Raw genomic sequence first — 17,365 nt, 5'->3', positions numbered from 1 at the left:
TCAGCGCAGCCACACCATGAGCAGCGCGGGCGTGGCCGCCACGAGCACGCCCGCCCCGAAGGCCAGCAGCACCTGGAGGAAGAAGAGGTCCTCCAGTGTCTCCACCAGCGTCATCTCCACGCGCTCGATGCCCAGCGTCTCCAGGTTCCGCACCGCGGTGGCGGAGTCCGGCGCGGAGACGACGGCGCGCAGCGCCAGCACGCCCAGGACGCGGCGGGACTGCTCCATGAGGAAGCGCTCCACCTCCGCCATGCGCGAGGACGGCGCTGCACCCCGGGCCTGCTCGGCCTGCCGCAGGTGCTCGCTCATCGACTCGTTCACGACGCGCGACAACTCCTCGCGCGACAGTGAGCCCGAGCCTTGGAGCCGCCGCGCCACCTGCACCGTGACGGGCTTGAGCACGGCATAGACGCGGGCCACCACGCCGCGCTCCCGGGCTTCATCGGCCAGCCGCCCCGACACCGCTTGCAGCATGAACGCGTAGCCACCCGCCACCGACAAGGCCAGCGGCGGCAACACCGCGCTCAGAATGACGAGCCACGTGGGCGCGGGCGGAACGCCCAGCCACCGGGGCAGCGCGTAGGTGGCCGCGCCCACGGCGAGCCCCACCAGACCGAAGAGCGCTCCGCCCTTCAGCGCCCCCCAAAGCCCCACGCCCATCAACCGGAAGGCCACCAGCAGCCCCTGCCCCAACGCGCCTGCGACCCGCATCGACCGATGCTCCCAGGACGGAAGACCGCCCTTGTCCCCCGCCGCGGCGAAAAGCCCGGTTCCAGGGTGGAGCCACGATTCCATGAGAGATGTCCCCGCGCCAGTGACGCACCCCGTCGACGCGGGCGCGCGTCTCCTCCAACAGGGCACGCCGATGTCGGCTTCCGGACGGACGCGGAGGCCGGCTCCCCATCTCACGACAGACCGGAAATGCAAGATGTCCGTGTGAACCAGTCCACTGTGCAAGTGGACCCGGGCCACGGCCGTCCCCTCTTCCGATGTGGAGGCTGTCCATGCCGACGTCGTCGCTCCTGTCGATGCGCCCCCTGCGGTACGCGATGCTGTCTCTGTCCGTGCTCGCCTTCGCCCCCTCGGCGGTGGCGGCTCCGCCCGCGAAGTCCCTGAAGCCGCGCGCGCTGGTCGCCAAGCCCACGGGCCGCGAGCTGGCCGGGGACACCTATGTGGAGCGCATCGTGGTGAAGTTCCACGAAGGCAGCCGGGTGCGGCTGCGCGACCAGCAGTTGGTGGCCCTGTCGTCGGACCGGGACGCCGCGGAGCGCTCGCTGCTGGCCGGGCGTGGGCTGGGCGACGCGCGCCTGGAGGCGGACCTGGGCCATGTGACGTCACTGCTGGAGCGCGCGCCCCGCATTGGCGCCATGGCCCGCCTGTTCGACGACGCCGAGTCCACGCTGGAGGCGCGCAAGGCCTCCGGGGAGCGGCAGAGCGGTGAGCAGCTGGCGGACCTGAACCTGTACTTCGAAGTCCCCCTGATGCCGGGCACCACGTCCGAGCGCGTGGCCGACCTGGTCGCCGCGCTCAACGGCCTGGACGGTGTCGAGGTGGCCTACGCCGAGCCGCCCCCGAGCCGGCCATGGTGAACTTCGGCATGGACGCGGCGGTGCGCAGCCTGCTGGCCGCGGCGGACCTCCCCCCCGTCACGCCGCTCTACGAGAGCAACCAGGGCTACCTCAACGCCGCGCCTGAGGGCATCGACGCGAAGTACGCGTGGACGGTCCGTGGCGGCCAGGGGCAGAACGTGAAGGTGGTGGACATCGAGGGCGGGTGGCGCACCACGCACGAGGACATGCCCGACCTCTTCCACATGGGCGGCACCCAGTACACCGACCGGAGCTGGCGCGACCACGGCACGGCGGTGCTGGGTGAAATCGTGGGCGCGCGCAACGCCTATGGCGTGACGGGCATCGCGCACCAGGCCAAGGCGGGCTACGAGTCCATCGGGGCCCAGAGCACGGCGAGCGCCATCACCAAGGCGGCCACGGCCGCGGGTCTGGGTGGCATCGTCCTCATCGAGCTGCACGCCCGCGGCCCCTCGGACGGCACGGCGTGCTCGTGCAACACCTCTCAGTGCGACTACATCGCGATGGAGTACTGGCAGGCCAACTACGACGCCATCAAGACGGCCACCGCCAACGGCGTCATCGTCGTGGAAGCGGCGGGCAACGGCAGCGCAGACCTGGATGCGCCCGCGTACGGGAGCGCGTTCAACCGCAACACCCGGGACTCGGGGGCCATCTTCGTGGGTGGCAGTACGGCCACCACGCGCTTGCCCATGTGCTGGACGAACTTCGGCAGCCGCGTGGACGTGCACGGCTGGGGTGAGCGCGTCTACAGCATGGGCTACGGCAACGTGTTCGGCGCCAGCCATGGCGAGGACCAGTTCTACACGTCCAGCTTCAGCGGCACCTCCAGCGCGTCCCCCATCGTGGTGGGCGCCGCCGCCAGCGCGCAGGGCGTGGCCCTGGCCAACGGGCGACGTCTGACCAGCACGCAGATGCGCTCGCTGCTGCGCGCCAACGGCACGCCGCAACCCGCGAACACGCGCCAGATTGGCCCGCTACCGGACCTGGCCAAGGTCCTGCCCAAGGTCATCGCGGGCGACTACTGAGCCGGATTCTCGGCACGCCCCCACCTTCCGCGTCAGGACGGGTGGGGGTGCGTTTCCTGGCGGCGAAGTGACTACCGCTCGCCGTAGCGGCGGTGGTCCACCATCAGGCAGCGGTCCTGCACCACCTGGATGCCCGCCTTCGCCAGCTTCTCCGCCGCGGCGTCGTTTCGGATGCCGGACTGGAACCACACCGCCTTCGGCTTCTTGGCGATGAGCTCGTCCACGTGCCCGTCGATGTCCTGCGGCCGGCGGAACACGTCCACCAGGTCCAGTTCGCCGGGCACGTCCGTCAGCCGCCGGAACACCGGCTTGCCCAGGATGTGTGTCACGTCCGGGTAGTAGACGGGCACGGGCACCACCTCCACGCCCGAGCGCGCCAGGTAGTCCGGCACGTAGTAGGCCGGCTGCCCTGACTGCTGCTCCGTCTTGATGCCCAGCACCGCCACCCGCCGGGCACTCTTCACCACGCGCTCCACACCCGCTTCGTCCTCGATGAGGTTCTGCTCCCAGCTCATCGCGCCTCCTCCTGGAGCCCCTCTGCTCGGGACTCCGTCGTGACAGTCCACGCTTCGCCCGCCACCGTCGCCCGCACCGTGAGTTGGCGGCTCACGGGCATGAAGCGCCCCCGGCCCACCAGCTGTTCTCCCTCGCAAGCCACGCCCGGCGTCAGCTCCGGCCGGCCCGCCATCACCCACGCCTCCCACAGCGCGTCCGGCGCATCCTCGGGCACCGCGTCCAGGCAGCGCAGGCCCAGCACCACCGCGTCTCCCAGTGGCGTGTCCCGCGTGCCCTGGACCGTGCGCTCCAGCACGTAGGCCACCTGGCTGTCCCCCACGGGCACCAGGTCCACCACCCAGCTCTGCTGGCCCTCCACGAGGTTGCGCTGGAAGAGGCCGGCGAACTTCACCTCCCACTCGCGCCGCGCCCGCGTCTCCAGGGCCTCGGGTTCGAAGAAGCGCTCCAGCACGCCCGCCTCCGTGCCCGCGGGCGCCACCGGCGGAGCGCCTCCTGCGCGGCTTCGGGGGCCACCAGCTTCACGAAGGTGCCATCCGCCGCCAGCCACGCCTGCAGCGTGAAGCGCGCCAGCACGTCCGCCACGCCGGTGGGTACCTCCTGACCATTGCGCGTCAGGCGCGAACGCGGCACCGCCTGCGCCAGCAGCCAGCCCCCTTCGGAGGGCGTGAAGCGCGTCTGCGTGGTCAGCTCCACTTCCTCGCGAAGGGTGTCCCCCTCCGCTCCACCGAGCGCACGCTGCGCTGCGTCTCCGTGAGCACGCGGTCCACGGGGGCTGGAAGTCCAGTCGCACCGACGCCGGCCGCGGCTCCGAAGGCGACACGGAGAGCGGCGCCTTGTGGCTACAGGCAGTGGCGGTCAGTGACAGGAGGAGACTGGACGTCAGGGGGCCGGGACGCATGCGCCGTCACACGCTGGCAGAAAGCGCCCGCGCCCGCGAGCGCTTCCACCAGGCCTCCCCGCCCCAACGCCCACCGGTTCACGGATGACGCGTCTGGCCGTCCGGTGCATCCTCCACCGCGTCCCGTCCGATGTTGCGGCGGTCCCGGTTCACCCCGTCATCGTCGTCCCTCGAGCCCCCCAGGGCGGAGCGACGGGAGGCCTCGGAGAGGTCCCGCTGCACGGCCTCGCGGGTGGCGTACTCGCGGCGCGGCAGGCACTTGAAGAGGTTGATGACGTCGGGGGGCGCCTGCGTCAGCGGCGGCCGCCGCCAGTTGCTCCCGTTCGACGGGGTACTCCACCGCGTCGAGGTGCGGGGTGATGGAGAGCGCTGGATCCTCCGCGAGTCCATAAGCCATCGTCTGTCTGCCTTTCTGCCGGAGCGCGCTGGCCCCGGCACCGGTGCGTTCGTGTGCCATGACAACGTGGGGATGGCCGGGGCGCGGGACCACCCGGGGCGCCCCCGTCCCAGCCCCTGTCCAGGCAGGGGGACAGCCGCCCTGGCCCCTTCCCGGCTAAGGTGTCGTCCCGCGACGCCTTCCTCGCAGGAGTCCCACACCCCATGTCCGCCGCGCCCCTGCTGCTTGCCGGCTCACGCTCGCCAGTACGCCCGCCGCCGCCCCGCCGCCCGTCCATGACGTCTTCGCCCTGGACGAAGCGGCCTTCGTCGCCCAGGCCCAGACCGACCTCGCGCTGCTGGAGCGCCACGCCAAGGGCCTGCGCGGGCTGCAGGAGGCCGTGAAGCAGTCGCGCGCCGTGTACCTGCAGAAGCAGAGCGTGCCGTACACGCCGGACCAGAAGCAGCTGCTGCTCAGCACCTGGGCGGCCTTCTTCGACTACTTCGTGTCCGTGGAGGTCATCCGCCAGCGCTACTGGGACTTCGTGAAGGTGCCCGCCCACGCGCATCCGAAGAAACACGCCTGGGGCTTCCTCCTCACCCACGGCGCGCTCACCACGGAGCTGGCCCACGGCCTCACCTACGCGGAGCTCACCCTGGGCAAGAAGCAGCTCGAGGTGCTGCTGGACGAGCCCGCGCCCGAGTACGGCCTGCCCGCGCGCGCCTTCGCCCGGTTCAAGGACAAGGCCATCCACGTCTCCACCAGCACGCAGCTGCTCACGGGGGATGGCTACAAGGAACAGCTCCGCCCGCTGCTGGTGAAGGCCGGCGCGCTGGACGCCCCGCGCGTGCCCTGGCTGCTGCAGGAGATGAAGCACAACAGCAAGGTGGCGAAGGGACTGCTCACCCGGCGCGGTGCCACGCTCTTCGCCAAGGCCACGGTGGACCTGACGGCGGACACCGCGCAGCGCGCCTTCTTCCCCGTGCAGCGCGCGGTGGCAGCATGGATGGGAGATACCCGGGTGCGCCGCGTGGGCCAGCCGCTCATCTCCCGCGAGCAGGCCCTGTCCCTGCTGGAGAAGATGGAGCCCGGCGACATCGTGGTCGCCCGGCAGAACTGGTACCTCTCCAACATCGGCCTGCCAGGATTCTGGCCACACGCGGAGCTCTTCATCGGCACGCCCGCCCAGCTTGGGGCGTACTTCGACGAGGACGCGGACGTGAAGGCCTGGGTGACCACCCTCCCCGGCGCACCGGGCTCGTTCACCCAGCACCTGGCGCGCGCCTTCCCCGCCAAGTGGGCCGAGTACACCAGCAACGACGCGCACGGCGACCCCCTGCGCATCATCGAATCCATCAGCGAAGGCGTGTCCTTCACCGGCCTGGAGCACGGCATGCGCGTGGACTACCTGGGCGTCATGCGCCCGCGCCTGTCCCGCCTGGAGAAGGCCCGCGCCATCGTGCGCGCCTTCACCTTCCAGGGCCGCCCGTACGACTTCGACTTCGACTTCTTCTCCGACCAGACGCTCGTGTGCACGGAGCTGGTGTGGAAGTCCTACGCTCCCGCGGGCGACATGACGGGCCTGCGCATCCCCCTGGTCAGCGTGGCTGGCCGCCGCACCCTGCCCGCCAACGAGCTGGTCCGCCTCTTCGACGCGGAATACGGACGCGAGGACCGGCAGCTGGACTTCGTGGCCTTCCTGGATGGCCGGGAGGCGGAAGGCAACGCCAGGGAGGCGGACGCCACCGCTTTCCGTTACAGCTACCGCCGTGCCAAGTGGGACATCGCCCAGGAGTAGACACACGATGACGGAGCAGATGGCCGAAGAGATGCTGCAGCTGTCCAGCCAGCTCTTCGAGAAGATGATTTCCCAGCAGCAGGCCAAGGTGCTGCGCCTGGCCCGCGAGGCCGTGCCAAACATCTCCCCGGAGGAGGTGCGCAATTCCCACGACTTCCCGGAGCTCAAGGAACATCCTACATTTGAGTTCGAGGATGGAATCCTGTCCGGGCTGATTGCGGCCCAGATTGCCCTGCGGGCGGAAATCAAGGGACGGCTGCCGCTTGAACCTCCAGCATTCTGACGCTCGGCCGCCTGCCTTTGCCGTCCGGGCCCTCGTGGGTTACTGGTTCTCGCCGTGAGCATTCCCTCTGGATTCAGCCCACCGTTGGCGCGGGAGCGTCTGGTGTCGGCCCTGGCCGCGGAGCCCCCGCGGCTGGACCTGGCGGCGCTGGCCATCGCCACGCTGGACAAGCCCCTGCTGGACGCCCCGGGGTGCCTGCACATGCTGGACGTGCTCGCGTGCCGGGTGCAGGTGGAGGCGGAGCGGCTGAGCGAGAAGGGCGAAGTCCTGGCGCCGCTGCGCGCCTTGCGCCACGTGCTGGCGGACATCGAGGGCTTCCGCGGCAACGAGGACGACTACCACTCCCCGGAGAACAGCTTCCTGGACCAGGTGCTGGAGCGGAAGCTGGGGCTGCCGATTACGTTGTCCGTCGTCTACCTGGAGGTGGCGCGTCGCGCGGGCATCTCCCTGTACGGCGTCCCCTTCCCCGGCCACTTCCTGGTGGCCCACGACGCGGGGGACCACAAGCTGGTCATGGACCCGTTCCATCAAGGGGACATCCTCACCGAGCACGGCTGCGAGGAGCTGCTCAAGCGCGTGGCGCCGCAGCTCAAGTTCGACCGCAACATGCTGGCGCCCGCGCCGGTGGAGCTCATTACGTACCGGATGCTGTCCAACCTGCGGCGCGTGTACCTGGGCCGAGAGGACTGTGAGCGCGGGCTGGCGGTGGTGGACCTGCTGCTGCTCCTGGCGCCGGACCACCCGGGCGAGCTGCGCACCCGTGCCGCGCTGCTCAGCAACCTGGGGGCATACCGCGCGGCGCTGAAGGACGTGGAGCGCTGCCTGGAGCTTTCGCCCGATGCCCCCGACCGCGACCGGCTGGAGATGACGGCCCGCGAGCTGCGGGAGCGCGCCGCGCTGCTCAACTGAAGGGAAGGACTTTCACGTGGCTCAAGAGGTGAAGCCCTGGCGCCGGCTGCGGCGAGGGCTGGAGCATGACTTCAGCGTCGCCCGGGTGCGCGAGGACTGGTGGGCGGACCCGCGCACGGGCCACGAACACCCGCGCGTGCGAGTCGACTGCGCGGACTGGGTGAACGTCATCGCGGTGACGCCGGACGCGCAGCTCGTGCTGGTGCGGCAGTTCCGCTTCGGCGTCGAGGCATCCACCCTGGAGCTCCCCGGTGGAATCGTGGAGCCGGGCGAAGCGCCGGAGCGGGCCGCGGCGCGCGAGCTGGAAGAGGAGACGGGCTACGTGCCGGGCCGCCTGGTGCCGGTGGGCGGTGCACCCCAACCCCGCGTTCCAGGGCAACGTGTGCTTCAACTTCCTCGCGCTCGACTGTGTGAAGCGGCACGAGGGGCGGCAGGACGCGGGCGAGGACATCGCCGTGGAGCTGCACCCGCGCGCCGACCTGCCACGCCTCATCTTGGAAGGACACATCTCCCACTCGCTGGTGGTGGCGGCCTTCTTCCAGGAGCGCCTGCTCAGCGAGTCGAAGTAGGCCCGTGCATCAGGGACGCGAGCAGCCGCAGCCGCAGGCGTCGAAGAAGGGCGACTCGCCCCGGGCACAGACGAAGAAGACGACCTGGCACTCCTTCCTGTCCTCGGACACGTAGCGGCGCTGGGCCGCCTGTGCGTCGCAGGCGGCCCGGTCCGCCACGGGCTGCGACACCTCGGACGCGTCGCCCTCTTCCGTGAGCGCACCGCAGCCCGCGGCCCCCAGGGCCGTCAGCAGCGTCAGAACGCCCCTCAGGTCGAACACCCGCCACCTCTCGAACCGGCGCATGTCCTTCGCGCCCGCATGGACTGAAGAGCAACGTGGGGGTCTTCCCCGCGCACCGGGAGCCCCCTCGGGGTCGAGCGTGCCCTGGGCGTGGACGGCGTCACATTCGCGGCGTGTGGAGACGGACAGAAGACGGGGCTCGAGCCCGCCTGTGTCCGCCAATGCACGGGCGCCTCGGCTTCGGGGGAGGCCTCCCTTCAGCGGGCCTTCTTCGCGCGCGTCCGGCGTCGCGGCGCAGCCGCCTCAGCCGGCGTGGCCTTCTCCCGCTGCCACGTGCCGGAGCGCCCGCCCGACTTGTGCTCCAACTGCACCGCGTCCAGCACCATGCCGCGGTCCACGCTCTTGCACATGTCATAGACGGTCAGCGCCGCCGCGCAGGCCGCGGTGAGGGCCTCCATCTCCACGCCGGTGCGGTCCACCGTCTTCACCTGCACGCGGACCCGAAGCCCCGCGTCTTCTGGCGCCAGCGTCACCTCCACGCCCGAGAGCGCGATGGGGTGACAGAGCGGAACGAAGTCCGGCGTGCGCTTGGCGGCCATGATGCCGGCGAGCCTCGCCGCGGCCAGCACGTCCCCCTTCTCCACCTTCCCCGCCAGGATGCGCTCGCGCGTGTCGGGCAACATCCGCAGCAGCGCGGTGGCCACGGCCACGCGGCCCGTCTTCGGCTTCTCCCCCACGTCCACCATCTTCATCGGCGCCCCCTGGGCCACCGCGGCGAGCAGGTCATCCACGATGTCGTCTGGGTCCTCCAACCCCACGGAGACGCGGATGAGATTCTCCCGGATGCCCGCGGCCTCCCGCTCCTCCGGTGTGAGCCGGCGCGCGCTGGCGCTGGCCGCGTGCATCACCAGCGTGCACACATCCCCCAGTGAAGGACCGGGCCGCCCCACCTTCAGCGCCTCCAGGAAGCGCATGCACTCCGGCCGCCCCGCGCCCTTGATTTCAAAGGCCACCATGGGGCCGCCGCACGGCAGCAGCCCCTGCGCGGTGGCGTGGTCCGGGTGCGAAGTCAGCCCCGGGTAGATGACCCGCTCCAACAGGGGCGACTCCGCGAGGCGCCGCGCCACATGCGCCGCGTGCTCGACATGCGCCTTCATGCGCACCGGCAGCGTGCGCAGGCCGCGCAGGGTGAGCCACGCCTCGAAGGGCCCCAGCACGTCACCCGCCAGCACCCGCGCGGCGCGCAGTGGCGCCATCCGCTCACGTGAGGCGCTCACCGTGCCGCCCAGCGCGTCGCTGTGCCCGTTGAGCCACTTGCTGGTGGACTGCACCGCGTAGTCCGCGCCCAGCGCCAACGCGCGCTGTCCCACGGGCGACGGGAAGGTGCCATCCACCACGAACGTCGCGCCCACGTCCTGGCAGGCCCGCGCCAGCACGCGCAGGTCGGGCACGCGCAGCAGCGGATTGGAGATGCTCTCCGCCAGCACCATGCGCGGCTTCAGCGCTCGGATGCGCTCGGGCACCTCGGGGTCCGTCATCAGGAACGCGTGCAGCTCCACGCCCAGCGTGGCGCACAGACGCTTGTACAGGGCGCGCGTGACGCCGTAGCCATCCGCCGGCATCACCAGCGTGTCCCCCGCCCGGAAGCCCTGGGCCTCGAAGACGGAGCGCAGCGCGGCCATGCCACTGGCATAGGCCACGCAGTCCTCGGCGCCTTCCAGCGCGGCCACCGCCTCCTCCAGCAACGTCGTGTTGGGCGCGCTGATTCGAGCGTAGGCGTAGTCCTTCCCGTCCAGGGCGCTGTCCAGGTCATCGCTGCTGTCGAACCAGTTCACCGCCGCCGGGTAGATGGGCGGCGACACCGGCACCGCTTTGCTTCCAGCCAGCCGCGTCCCGGCGTGCACCGCCACCGTCTTCTGCTTCGAGCTCATGGGGATTGCTGCGTCCTTCGCGGGAATGGAAAAGCCGGCCCCGGGACGGGGCCGGCCTGGGAATGCTCAGCGGACCCGCGCGGGCGGGTGGACTACTCGCCGTGCTCGATGAGCCAGCGCTCCGCGTCGATGGCGGCCATGCAGCCCGTGCCCGCCGCGGTGATGGCCTGGCGGTAGTAGTGGTCCTGCACGTCACCGCAGGCGAACACGCCCTCGATGTTGGTGCGCGTGGAGCCCGGCACCGTCTTGAGGTAGCCGCCCTGGTGCGTCTCCAGCACGCCCTGGAACAGCTCCGTGTTGGGCGTGTGGCCAATGGCCACGAACAGGCCAGTCGCCTTCACCTGCTGGCTGTCACCCGTCTTCAGGTTGCGCACCACCGCGCCATTCATCCCCTTCGCGTCGCCGAGGACCTCCTCCACCGCGGAGTCCCACATGAAGGAGATTTTCGGATTCTGGCGGGCGCGCTCCTGCATCACCTTGGAGGCGCGCAGCGTGTCGCGGCGGTGGATGAGGGTGACGTGGTTGACGATTTTCGCCAGGTACGTCGCCTCCTCCATCGCCGTGTCACCGCCGCCCACCACCAGCACGTCCTGCTTCTTGAAGAAGGCACCGTCGCAGGTGGCGCACGCGGAGACGCCGCGGTTCTTGTAGGTGTCCTCGCCCTTGACGCCCAGCCACTTGGCGGTGGCGCCGGTGGAGATGATGACCGTCTCCGAGCGGTAGCTGATGCTCTCCCCCTGGATGAGGAAGGGGCGCTGGGAGAAGTCCACCTTCACCACGTTCTCCATGTGGATGGTGGTGCCGAAACGCTCCGCCTGCTTCTGGAAGCGCTCCATCAGCTCCGGGCCGGTGATGGCCTCCGGAAAGCCCGGGTAGTTCTCCACGTCGGTGGTCACCATGAGCTGGCCGCCCGGCACCCGCTGCGGGTGCTCCAGGGTGGGGCCCCCGGCGAACACCACCGGCTGCAGGTTGGCGCGCGCGGCGTAGATGGCCGCGGTGTAGCCCGCGGGCCCCGAGCCGATGATGGTCACCTTGTTGATCTTCTCCTCCGCCACGACTCCTCCCAAATCTCGTTGATGGCCCCAAGGTACCAGAGCGCCTCGGGCGCGTGATACGAAGCTGGCCTCATGGATGCCGCAGTCCTCAAGAAGGTTGCGCTGTTCGAGGGTCTGACCCAGGGACAGCTCGCCAAGGTCGCCCAGATTGGTCACTCCCGGACCTACCCGGCGGGCGCCTTTCTGTTCCGTGAGGGGGAAACCGGCCAGGAGATGTTCGTAATCGCCGAGGGCAAGGTCCGCATCTCCAAGTCCGTGCCCGGCATCGGCGAGGAGGCGCTCGCCATCCTGGAGCCCGGCCAGTATTTCGGTGAGATGGCGGTCATCGAGGATTCACCGCGCTCGGCGGACGCCATCGCCCACGTGAGCTGCTCCGTCTGGGTCATCGAGCGCTCCCGGTTGGACCAGCTGATGTTCACCGACAAGGACCTGGCGTACGTGCTGCTCTGGACCTTCGTCCGCACGCTGAGCGAACGGCTCCGCGAGACGAACGAGAAGATCAAGGGCTTCTTCGCCCTCTCCCGCTTCTGACAGTCCGTCTCAGCGCCCGAGAAGCGAGGTGGCGCAGGGATGTCCGTCCGGCATCCGAGCCCCTTCCCACGTGTCGGGACGGGTACGCACCCCACTCCCCAGGTAGCACAAGCAGGCACACGGGTTGCTTTGTCCCCGTCCCGTGGAGGGCGGCGGGATGGAGCAGGCGGCGGCGGGAGCGGCGTGGGCGGGCGAAGGGTCGGTGAGGGCACGAGGGGTGGGAGGCGCGGAGGAGTCGCGGGAGCGCCTCTTCCGGTTGGGGGCGGCGGCACTCACCGACCCGGAGCTGTTGTGCGTGGTGTGGAGCTCCGGGTCTCGCGCGCCTGGCGCGTGGGCGGTGGCGGGGGCACTGCTGTCGGAGGGCGGTGGGCTGAAGGGGCTGGTGCAGCAAGAGCCCCTGGCGCTGAGTCTGCGGCCCGGCGTGGGGCCTGTCCGGGCGGCGCAGGCCCTGGCCGCGCTGGAGCTGGGCCGCCGCTCGCAGCGTGCCGGGGAGCGCAGACCCAGGCTGCGCACGCCGAAGGAGATTGCCGCGTACCTGGCGCCGGTGCTGGGGGCGCTGCGGCGCGAGGTGTTCCACGTCCTGTGCTTCAACGCGCGCAACGTGCTGGTGCATGACGCGCGCGTGGCGGAGGGCACCATGAACACCTGCCCGGTGGACCCGCGGGAGGTGTTCGCCGCGGCGCTCACCTCCCGCGCCACGTCCATCGTGCTGGCGCACAACCACCCTTCGGGAGACCCGGAGCCCAGCGTCCAGGACCTGGGCCTGACGCGGCATCTGGTCGCGGGGGCGCAACTGCTCAACATCAAGGTGCTGGACCACGTGGTGATGGGAGACGGCGGCTACGTGTCGATGCTGGAGCGCGGGCTGATGCCGGACGAAGCACGGGAGAAACGGCGGACGTGGAGCGCGAATGGAGGCGGCGGATGATGGTGGGCATGGTGGGGCTGTGGGGAGCGGTGCAGGTGGAGCTGCTGGAGGATGTCCGGGCGCAAGTGGTGCGGCTGGACACCGGACAGGCATGCACGGTGGAGCGCGCGTCGCTGCCCAAGGGCGCGCGCGAGGGTGACGTCGTGGTGGATGGCCGGCTGGAGCCAGGGCAAACGGAGGCGCGGCGGCAGGACGTCGCGCGGATGCGAACGCGGCTGGCTGTTCCGGTTCCACCAGGGCTCGACCTGTGAGTGGAGGCCGCTCGGCGGCCTCGTTTCCGTTGACGGCTGGACCAGGATGATGAACATGCGCGCGATGCCGGTGGCCCTGCCCTACCTTGAGGAAGCACAGCAGGGGCTGGTCCGCCACTTCGGCCTGTCCCAGTTCCGGCCGGGGCAGGACCAGGTCATCTCCTCCGTCTTGAGCGGCCGCAACACGGTGGTGGTGATGCCCACCGGCGCGGGCAAGAGCCTGTGTTACCAGCTGCCCGCCACGCTGCTGCCGGGGCTGACACTGGTGGTGTCGCCGCTGATTGCCCTGATGAAGGACCAGGTGGAGCAGCTCACCGCGCGCGGCATTCCCGCGACCTTCATCAACTCATCGCTGTCCGACCTGGAGCGCGCGGAGCGGATGCGCAAGCTGCGCGCGCATGAGTACAAGCTGCTCTACGTGGCGCCCGAGCGCTTCCGCAGCCAGAGCTTCCTGGAGACGGTGTCCGCGCTGGGCGTGGACCTGCTCGCCGTGGACGAGGCGCACTGCATCTCCCAGTGGGGGCACGACTTCAGGCCGGACTACGCGCTGCTCGGACAGGTGCGAAAGCGGCTGCGTCCGCCGCGCACGGTGGCGCTCACCGCCACGGCCACGCCGGAGGTCCGCGCGGACATCGTGCGCGTGCTGCTGATGAAGGACCCGCAGGAATTCGCCATGGGCTTCGACCGCCCCAACCTCTTCCTGGGCAAGCAGGAGGTGGGCGGCGACGCGGACCGGCACGAGGCCTGTGCACGGCTGGCGTCCACGGGCGGGAGCGGCATCGTGTACTGCTCCACGCGGCGCGCGGCAGAGGGCATCTTCTCCGAACTGCATGGGCGCGGGGTGAAGGCGGTGCTGTACCACGCGGGCATGGACGATGACGCCCGGCGCCGCGCCCAGGACACCTTCATGTCCGCGAAGGAAGCGGTGGCGGTGGCCACCAACGCCTTCGGCATGGGCATCGACAAGCCGGACATCCGCTTCGTGGGCCACGCCAACATCCCGCGGGCGGTGGAGGCGTACTACCAGGAGATTGGCCGCGCGGGCCGCGACGGACAGGCCGCGCGCGCGGTGCTCCTCTTCAACCACTCGGATGTCTTCACCCAGGAGCGGCTCATCCAGAGCAGCCACCCGGCCGAGGCCATCTTCGGGGACGTGTGGAACGTGCTCCAGTCGGTGGAGGAATTCGAGAGAGGCGTGCACGCGCTCGCGGGCACGGTGAACGCCAGCGAGTTCGAGGTCTCCGCGGCGCTGCGCATCCTCGAACGCGAGGGCAAGGTGGAGCGCGGTGGCCGAGGCGAGGGCGAGCACGGCATCACCCTGCTGGAGAAGGCCGCCTCAGCGCAGCCGCACTCGCCGGACGCACAGCGGCTGCTCAAGTCCTTGCTGGAGACGTTCCCCGTGGGCCGGCAGGTCACCACGGAGCTGCCCATCCTCGCGCGCCGCATCGGACTGTCGGTGGACGAGGTCCGCCACGCGCTGGGCCTGTTGGAGAAGGCCCACGTGGCCAAGGTACGGCGCCCCTTCGCCGGCCGCTCCATTCGCGCGCTGGAGCGGGTGCCCTTCCGCGAGCTGGGGCTCGACCTGAGCCGCGTGCGGGAGCAGGAGCGGCAGAACCGGCGCTGCTGCGCCGGATGACCGAGTACGCCTATACGGACCGGGACAAGAAGTGCCGGCGCTCGGCCATTCTCCACTACTTCGGCCAACGCGACACCCTCACGTCGTGCGGCAACTGCGACGTGTGCACGCCGGAGAAGATGCCCACGCTGCTGGCCCACGGGCCGACCGCGTCGCGCGTCCGAGGCACGGGCTCCGCGGCGGCGCCGGTGGTGACGAACTACAGCGAGCTGGCATCCACGGAGCTGCGACGCTGGCGCAAGGAGCTGGCGAAGGACCTGGGCGTTGCCCCCTTCATCATCTTCAACGACGCCACGCTGCTGGGCCTGTCCGCGGCGCTACCGGTGGACCGGGAGGGCTTCCTCGCGGTGAAGGGCACCGGGGAGAGCCGCTGGGAGCGCTTTGGCCCCAAGGTGGTGGAAATCTGCCTGATGGCGCGCGCCGCGGGCCACGAGCCCCAGGCCGTGCCGGACGCCGCGGTGCGCGCGCGCAAACCCACGATTCGTCGCCGGAGCTGAAGCCGCGGCCGCCTCAGGGGTGCCGGCGTCCGCCCTCGCGCAGGGCCCGGCGCGCCAGCAGTGTCCGGACGCCGCCCATCAACGTGCCCACCACCATCGCGAGCAGGAAAATCACGACCATGGTGGTGACGCCGAACACGACGCGCACGCCCACCTCGGAGATGCGGCCGGAGAAGTAGGCCGCCCGCAAGGGCTCCATGGCCCCCGTCAGCTCCAGGGCCCGTGCCGGCAGCGAGTCCAGCGATAGCGACAGCCGCTGGAGGAATCGCGAGGGGAAGTAGCGCAGGGCAATCTCCACCCCGAGCCCCAGCAGCAGGTAGATGAGCGACAGCAGGAACGCATTGCCCCACATGATGTGCAGCAGTGGGGAATCCGTTCGGGAGGAGAAATACCTCACGCTACCTCGCCGCCTTCTTCTTCAGGCTGGGCAGGGCCTTCTTCACCCGCGCGGCCTCATTCGAACCACCGGCCAGCTTCAGGAACGCCTCGTAGGACTCCACGGCTCGCGGCAGCGCACCGGGCTCGCGCACCAACGCATCCGCGAGCGCCAGGCGCGCCAGGCCGTCCGCGGGCTCCAGCTCCACGGCCTTCTCCAACGCAGCCCGGGCCACGTCCTCCTGCTTCTGCCTGAGCGCCACCATTCCCAGTGCAAGCTGGGCGCGCCCATCGAAAGGCGCCAGGCGCACGGCCTCGTCCGCCGCGGTACGGGCATCCTTCACGGCCCCCGCCCCCAGCAGCGCGCGCGCCATGGTGGCCCGAGCGAAAGCCTTGTCCCAGACAGTCGGCGCCCTGGCCGCCGGGTCCTCGAGCGTCCGAGCGGCGCCACGCCCACCGCCCGGCAACTGCGCGTACAGCTCTCCCACCCGGCCACAGGTGGCATCGGGCCCTTCCCGTCGGGCCGCGGCGAAGGCCGCCTCCGCGTTGCCACTGTTGCCCTGGCGCATGAAGGCGAGGGCAATCTCACAGAACGTGCCCGCGTCCTTCGGGTCCAGCTTGTTGGCGCGCTCCAGTGCGGAGAAGCCGCCCCGCGCGTCTCCCGCGCCGAAGAGGATGGCCGCGCGAAGCTTGTGCGCCTCGGCATCATCCGACGCCAGCTTCACCGAGCGCTGCACCGCGCCCTCCGCGTCCTTGCGGCGGCCAGCGTGGAACAGCGCCAGCGCGAAGCCCTTGTGCGCGGCCGCGCTCCCCGGGTTCTCCAGCTGCCACGCCTCGAACTGCTTGAGCGCGTCCTGCGTCCGCCCCAGGGCCAGCAGCGTGCGCCCCAGCGCGTCCCGGGCCTCGCCATGCGCGCCGTTGCGCTCCACCGCCTGCGTCAACGGCTTGAGGGCCATGTCGGGCAGCCCACGCGACAACATCAACCGCCCCAGCGAGCACGCGGCCTCATAGTCACGCGGGTCCTTCTGGGCCTCTTCGAACAGGGCCTGCGCCTTGTCGTAGGCCCGCTCGCGCCAGTAGAGCTGCCCCAGCGCCAGCCGCATGTCGTTGCGAGGCCGCTTCGCCGCGTGCAGGGCCTTCTCCAGCAGCTCCCGCGCCTGGGCGCCGTTGCCCTCGGCGGCATCCGCCAGGGCCAGCCAGGAGACGGCCTCCGGGGGATACCGGTCATTCACGCGCGTGCGCGCCAGCTCCGCGCGGGCCTTCTTCCAGTCTCCCAGGCGCGCATATGCGGCGCCGCGCACCAGGGCCACCTTGCGCCCCCCGTCGGCCTCCAGACGGGTGAGGACTTCGCGCTCCCGGTCGCGGTCCAGCAGCGCGCGGCCCAGCCCCTCGCGGGCCTCTTCGCTCTTGGGCCGAAGCTTGAGCGCGGCCTCATAGGCGGCCTGCGCCGCATCCAGCGTCCCGGCCGCACGACTGGCGGCGCCGAGCGCCAGTTGGAACTCGAAGGCCAGGGGGCCCTGGGTCCCCTTGGAGAGCAGCGCGCGGGCCTCGGCATGCTTGCCCTGGGCGGACAGCAGCTCGCCATGCACCAACTGCTGGCGCGCCTTCAGCGAAGAAGGAAGCTTCGGGTCCTCCGCGAGCCGCGCCACGTCCGTCAGCGCGGCCTCCAGGTCCTGGTACAGCGCGAGCCGAGCCTCCGCCTGGCCGATGCGGGCCGAGGGGTGCTCGGGGGATTTCTTGCGCGCGCGCTCGTACATCTCGATGGCCTGCGGAAAGTCCTCGGAAGCCTTGTAGTAATCACCCAGGGCCACCAGCGCGCGGACGTTGGCGCCAGAGGCACGAAGCGCGCGGTCAAAGCGTTCGAGCGCCTGCTTCTCATCCTTCGCCTCCAGCAACAGGCTGCCGGCGAGCGCATGGACCTCCGAGCTGTCCTGCTGCGAACCCAACAGCGCGCTCCGCGCCAGGCTCGGCCG

Annotated in this window: 19 protein-coding genes and 3 pseudogenes; 11 read left to right on the top strand and 11 right to left on the bottom strand. The window is 70.7% G+C overall.

The window, feature by feature from the left end:
* Positions 1 to 711 (bottom strand): hypothetical protein, encoded by a 711-nt coding sequence (locus QEG98_RS10345; RefSeq protein ID WP_316566611.1) that lies wholly within the window; start codon positions 709 to 711, stop codon positions 1 to 3.
* A 293-nt stretch (positions 712 to 1,004) separates the two neighbouring features.
* Between QEG98_RS10345 and QEG98_RS10340 the strand changes: the two genes are divergently transcribed.
* Together QEG98_RS10340 and QEG98_RS10335 are read left to right on the top strand one after the other, a co-directional pair.
* Positions 1,005 to 1,589 (top strand): hypothetical protein, encoded by a 585-nt coding sequence (locus QEG98_RS10340; protein WP_316566610.1) that lies wholly within the window; start codon positions 1,005 to 1,007, stop codon positions 1,587 to 1,589.
* Positions 1,583 to 2,617 carry a S8 family peptidase gene (locus QEG98_RS10335; protein WP_316566609.1) on the top strand — a complete coding sequence of 345 codons (1,035 nt, stop codon included), beginning with the start codon at positions 1,583 to 1,585 and terminating at the stop codon, positions 2,615 to 2,617. The genes QEG98_RS10340 and QEG98_RS10335 overlap by 7 nt, the downstream gene beginning before the upstream one ends.
* Before the next feature lie 71 nt (positions 2,618 to 2,688).
* On the opposite strand, the gene QEG98_RS10330 is transcribed toward QEG98_RS10335, so the two are convergent.
* The 4 genes from QEG98_RS10330 to QEG98_RS10315 form a co-directional block, all read right to left on the bottom strand.
* Positions 2,689 to 3,132 carry a CoA-binding protein gene (locus QEG98_RS10330; protein WP_316566608.1) on the bottom strand — a complete coding sequence of 148 codons (444 nt, stop codon included), beginning with the start codon at positions 3,130 to 3,132 and terminating at the stop codon, positions 2,689 to 2,691.
* A complete protein-coding gene (locus QEG98_RS10325) occupies positions 3,129 to 3,611 on the bottom strand; it encodes a hypothetical protein (RefSeq protein ID WP_316566607.1) in 483 nt (160 codons plus the stop codon). Before QEG98_RS10325 ends, QEG98_RS10330 begins: the two co-directional genes overlap by 4 nt.
* Positions 3,521 to 3,826, bottom strand: coding sequence for a hypothetical protein (locus QEG98_RS10320; RefSeq protein WP_316566606.1), 306 nt, complete (start codon positions 3,824 to 3,826; stop codon positions 3,521 to 3,523). The genes QEG98_RS10325 and QEG98_RS10320 overlap by 91 nt, the downstream gene beginning before the upstream one ends.
* A 283-nt stretch (positions 3,827 to 4,109) precedes the next feature.
* Positions 4,110 to 4,421: a hypothetical protein gene (locus QEG98_RS10315; RefSeq protein WP_316566605.1), complete on the bottom strand. Its 312-nt coding sequence runs from the start codon at positions 4,419 to 4,421 to the stop codon at positions 4,110 to 4,112.
* 386 nt (positions 4,422 to 4,807) lie between these two features.
* Between QEG98_RS10315 and QEG98_RS10310 the strand changes: the two genes are divergently transcribed.
* The 5 genes and pseudogenes from QEG98_RS10310 to QEG98_RS10290 all read left to right on the top strand — a co-directional run bounded on the left by QEG98_RS10310 (position 4,808) and on the right by QEG98_RS10290 (position 7,966).
* On the top strand, positions 4,808 to 6,205 hold the full coding sequence (locus QEG98_RS10310; RefSeq protein ID WP_410477993.1) for a YiiX/YebB-like N1pC/P60 family cysteine hydrolase: 1,398 nt from the start codon (positions 4,808 to 4,810) through the stop codon (positions 6,203 to 6,205).
* 7 nt (positions 6,206 to 6,212) lie between these two features.
* Complete coding sequence (locus QEG98_RS10305) at positions 6,213 to 6,488, top strand: hypothetical protein (protein WP_026114194.1); 276 nt, start codon at positions 6,213 to 6,215, stop codon at positions 6,486 to 6,488.
* An 84-nt stretch (positions 6,489 to 6,572) separates the two neighbouring features.
* On the top strand, positions 6,573 to 7,397 hold the full coding sequence (locus QEG98_RS10300) for a SirB1 family protein (protein WP_011552051.1): 825 nt from the start codon (positions 6,573 to 6,575) through the stop codon (positions 7,395 to 7,397).
* 16 nt (positions 7,398 to 7,413) lie between these two features.
* Positions 7,414 to 7,689, top strand: a pseudogene (locus QEG98_RS10295) (NUDIX hydrolase); the annotation flags it as partial.
* Positions 7,649 to 7,966 (top strand): hypothetical protein, encoded by a 318-nt coding sequence (locus QEG98_RS10290; protein WP_316566604.1) that lies wholly within the window; start codon positions 7,649 to 7,651, stop codon positions 7,964 to 7,966. The pseudogene QEG98_RS10295 and the gene QEG98_RS10290, both read left to right, overlap by 41 nt.
* Positions 7,967 to 7,975: 9 nt before the next feature.
* Here QEG98_RS10290 and QEG98_RS10285 read toward each other — a convergent pair whose 3' ends face one another.
* The 4 genes and pseudogenes from QEG98_RS10285 to trxB form a co-directional block, all read right to left on the bottom strand.
* The gene (locus QEG98_RS10285; protein WP_316566603.1) at positions 7,976 to 8,251 is read right to left on the bottom strand and encodes a hypothetical protein; all 276 of its coding nucleotides are present in this window, start codon (positions 8,249 to 8,251) and stop codon (positions 7,976 to 7,978) included.
* A gap of 194 nt (positions 8,252 to 8,445) precedes the next feature.
* A complete protein-coding gene (gene moaC / locus QEG98_RS10280) occupies positions 8,446 to 8,940 on the bottom strand; it encodes a cyclic pyranopterin monophosphate synthase MoaC (RefSeq protein ID WP_316567861.1) in 495 nt (164 codons plus the stop codon).
* Positions 8,941 to 8,946: 6 nt separating this feature from the next.
* Positions 8,947 to 10,119: pseudogene (locus QEG98_RS10275) on the bottom strand (trans-sulfuration enzyme family protein); the annotation flags it as partial.
* A gap of 92 nt (positions 10,120 to 10,211) precedes the next feature.
* The gene (gene trxB / locus QEG98_RS10270; RefSeq protein ID WP_316566602.1) at positions 10,212 to 11,174 is read right to left on the bottom strand and encodes a thioredoxin-disulfide reductase; all 963 of its coding nucleotides are present in this window, start codon (positions 11,172 to 11,174) and stop codon (positions 10,212 to 10,214) included.
* Between the two features lie 72 nt (positions 11,175 to 11,246).
* On the opposite strand from trxB, the gene QEG98_RS10265 reads away from it, so the two are divergent.
* From QEG98_RS10265 to QEG98_RS10250, 4 genes and pseudogenes are all read left to right on the top strand, one after another.
* Positions 11,247 to 11,705, top strand: coding sequence for a Crp/Fnr family transcriptional regulator (locus tag QEG98_RS10265; RefSeq protein ID WP_011552046.1), 459 nt, complete (start codon positions 11,247 to 11,249; stop codon positions 11,703 to 11,705).
* Positions 11,706 to 11,862: 157 nt separating this feature from the next.
* Complete coding sequence (gene radC / locus QEG98_RS10260) at positions 11,863 to 12,633, top strand: RadC family protein (protein ID WP_316566601.1); 771 nt, start codon at positions 11,863 to 11,865, stop codon at positions 12,631 to 12,633.
* Positions 12,633 to 12,884, top strand: a complete 252-nt coding sequence (locus QEG98_RS10255) for a DUF3006 domain-containing protein (RefSeq protein WP_090492085.1) — start codon at positions 12,633 to 12,635, stop codon at positions 12,882 to 12,884. Before radC ends, QEG98_RS10255 begins: the two co-directional genes overlap by 1 nt.
* Positions 12,885 to 12,930: 46 nt before the next feature.
* A pseudogene (locus QEG98_RS10250) lies at positions 12,931 to 15,017 on the top strand (RecQ family ATP-dependent DNA helicase).
* Between the two features lie 13 nt (positions 15,018 to 15,030).
* On the opposite strand, the gene QEG98_RS10245 reads toward QEG98_RS10250, so the two are convergent.
* A complete protein-coding gene (locus QEG98_RS10245) occupies positions 15,031 to 15,414 on the bottom strand; it encodes a hypothetical protein (protein ID WP_140861474.1) in 384 nt (127 codons plus the stop codon).
* 1 nt (position 15,415) lies between these two features.
* Positions 15,416 to 17,338: a tetratricopeptide repeat protein gene (locus tag QEG98_RS10240; RefSeq protein ID WP_316566600.1), complete on the bottom strand. Its 1,923-nt coding sequence runs from the start codon at positions 17,336 to 17,338 to the stop codon at positions 15,416 to 15,418.
* Positions 17,339 to 17,365: the final 27 nt, after the last annotated feature.

Origin of the sequence: Myxococcus sp. MxC21-1 (assembly GCF_032612255.1) — a bacterium.
In the GTDB taxonomy this organism is placed as follows: domain Bacteria; phylum Myxococcota; class Myxococcia; order Myxococcales; family Myxococcaceae; genus Myxococcus; species Myxococcus virescens.
The sequence above is the reverse complement of the archived record's forward strand: the minus strand, read 5'-3'. Positions and strand labels throughout refer to the sequence as shown.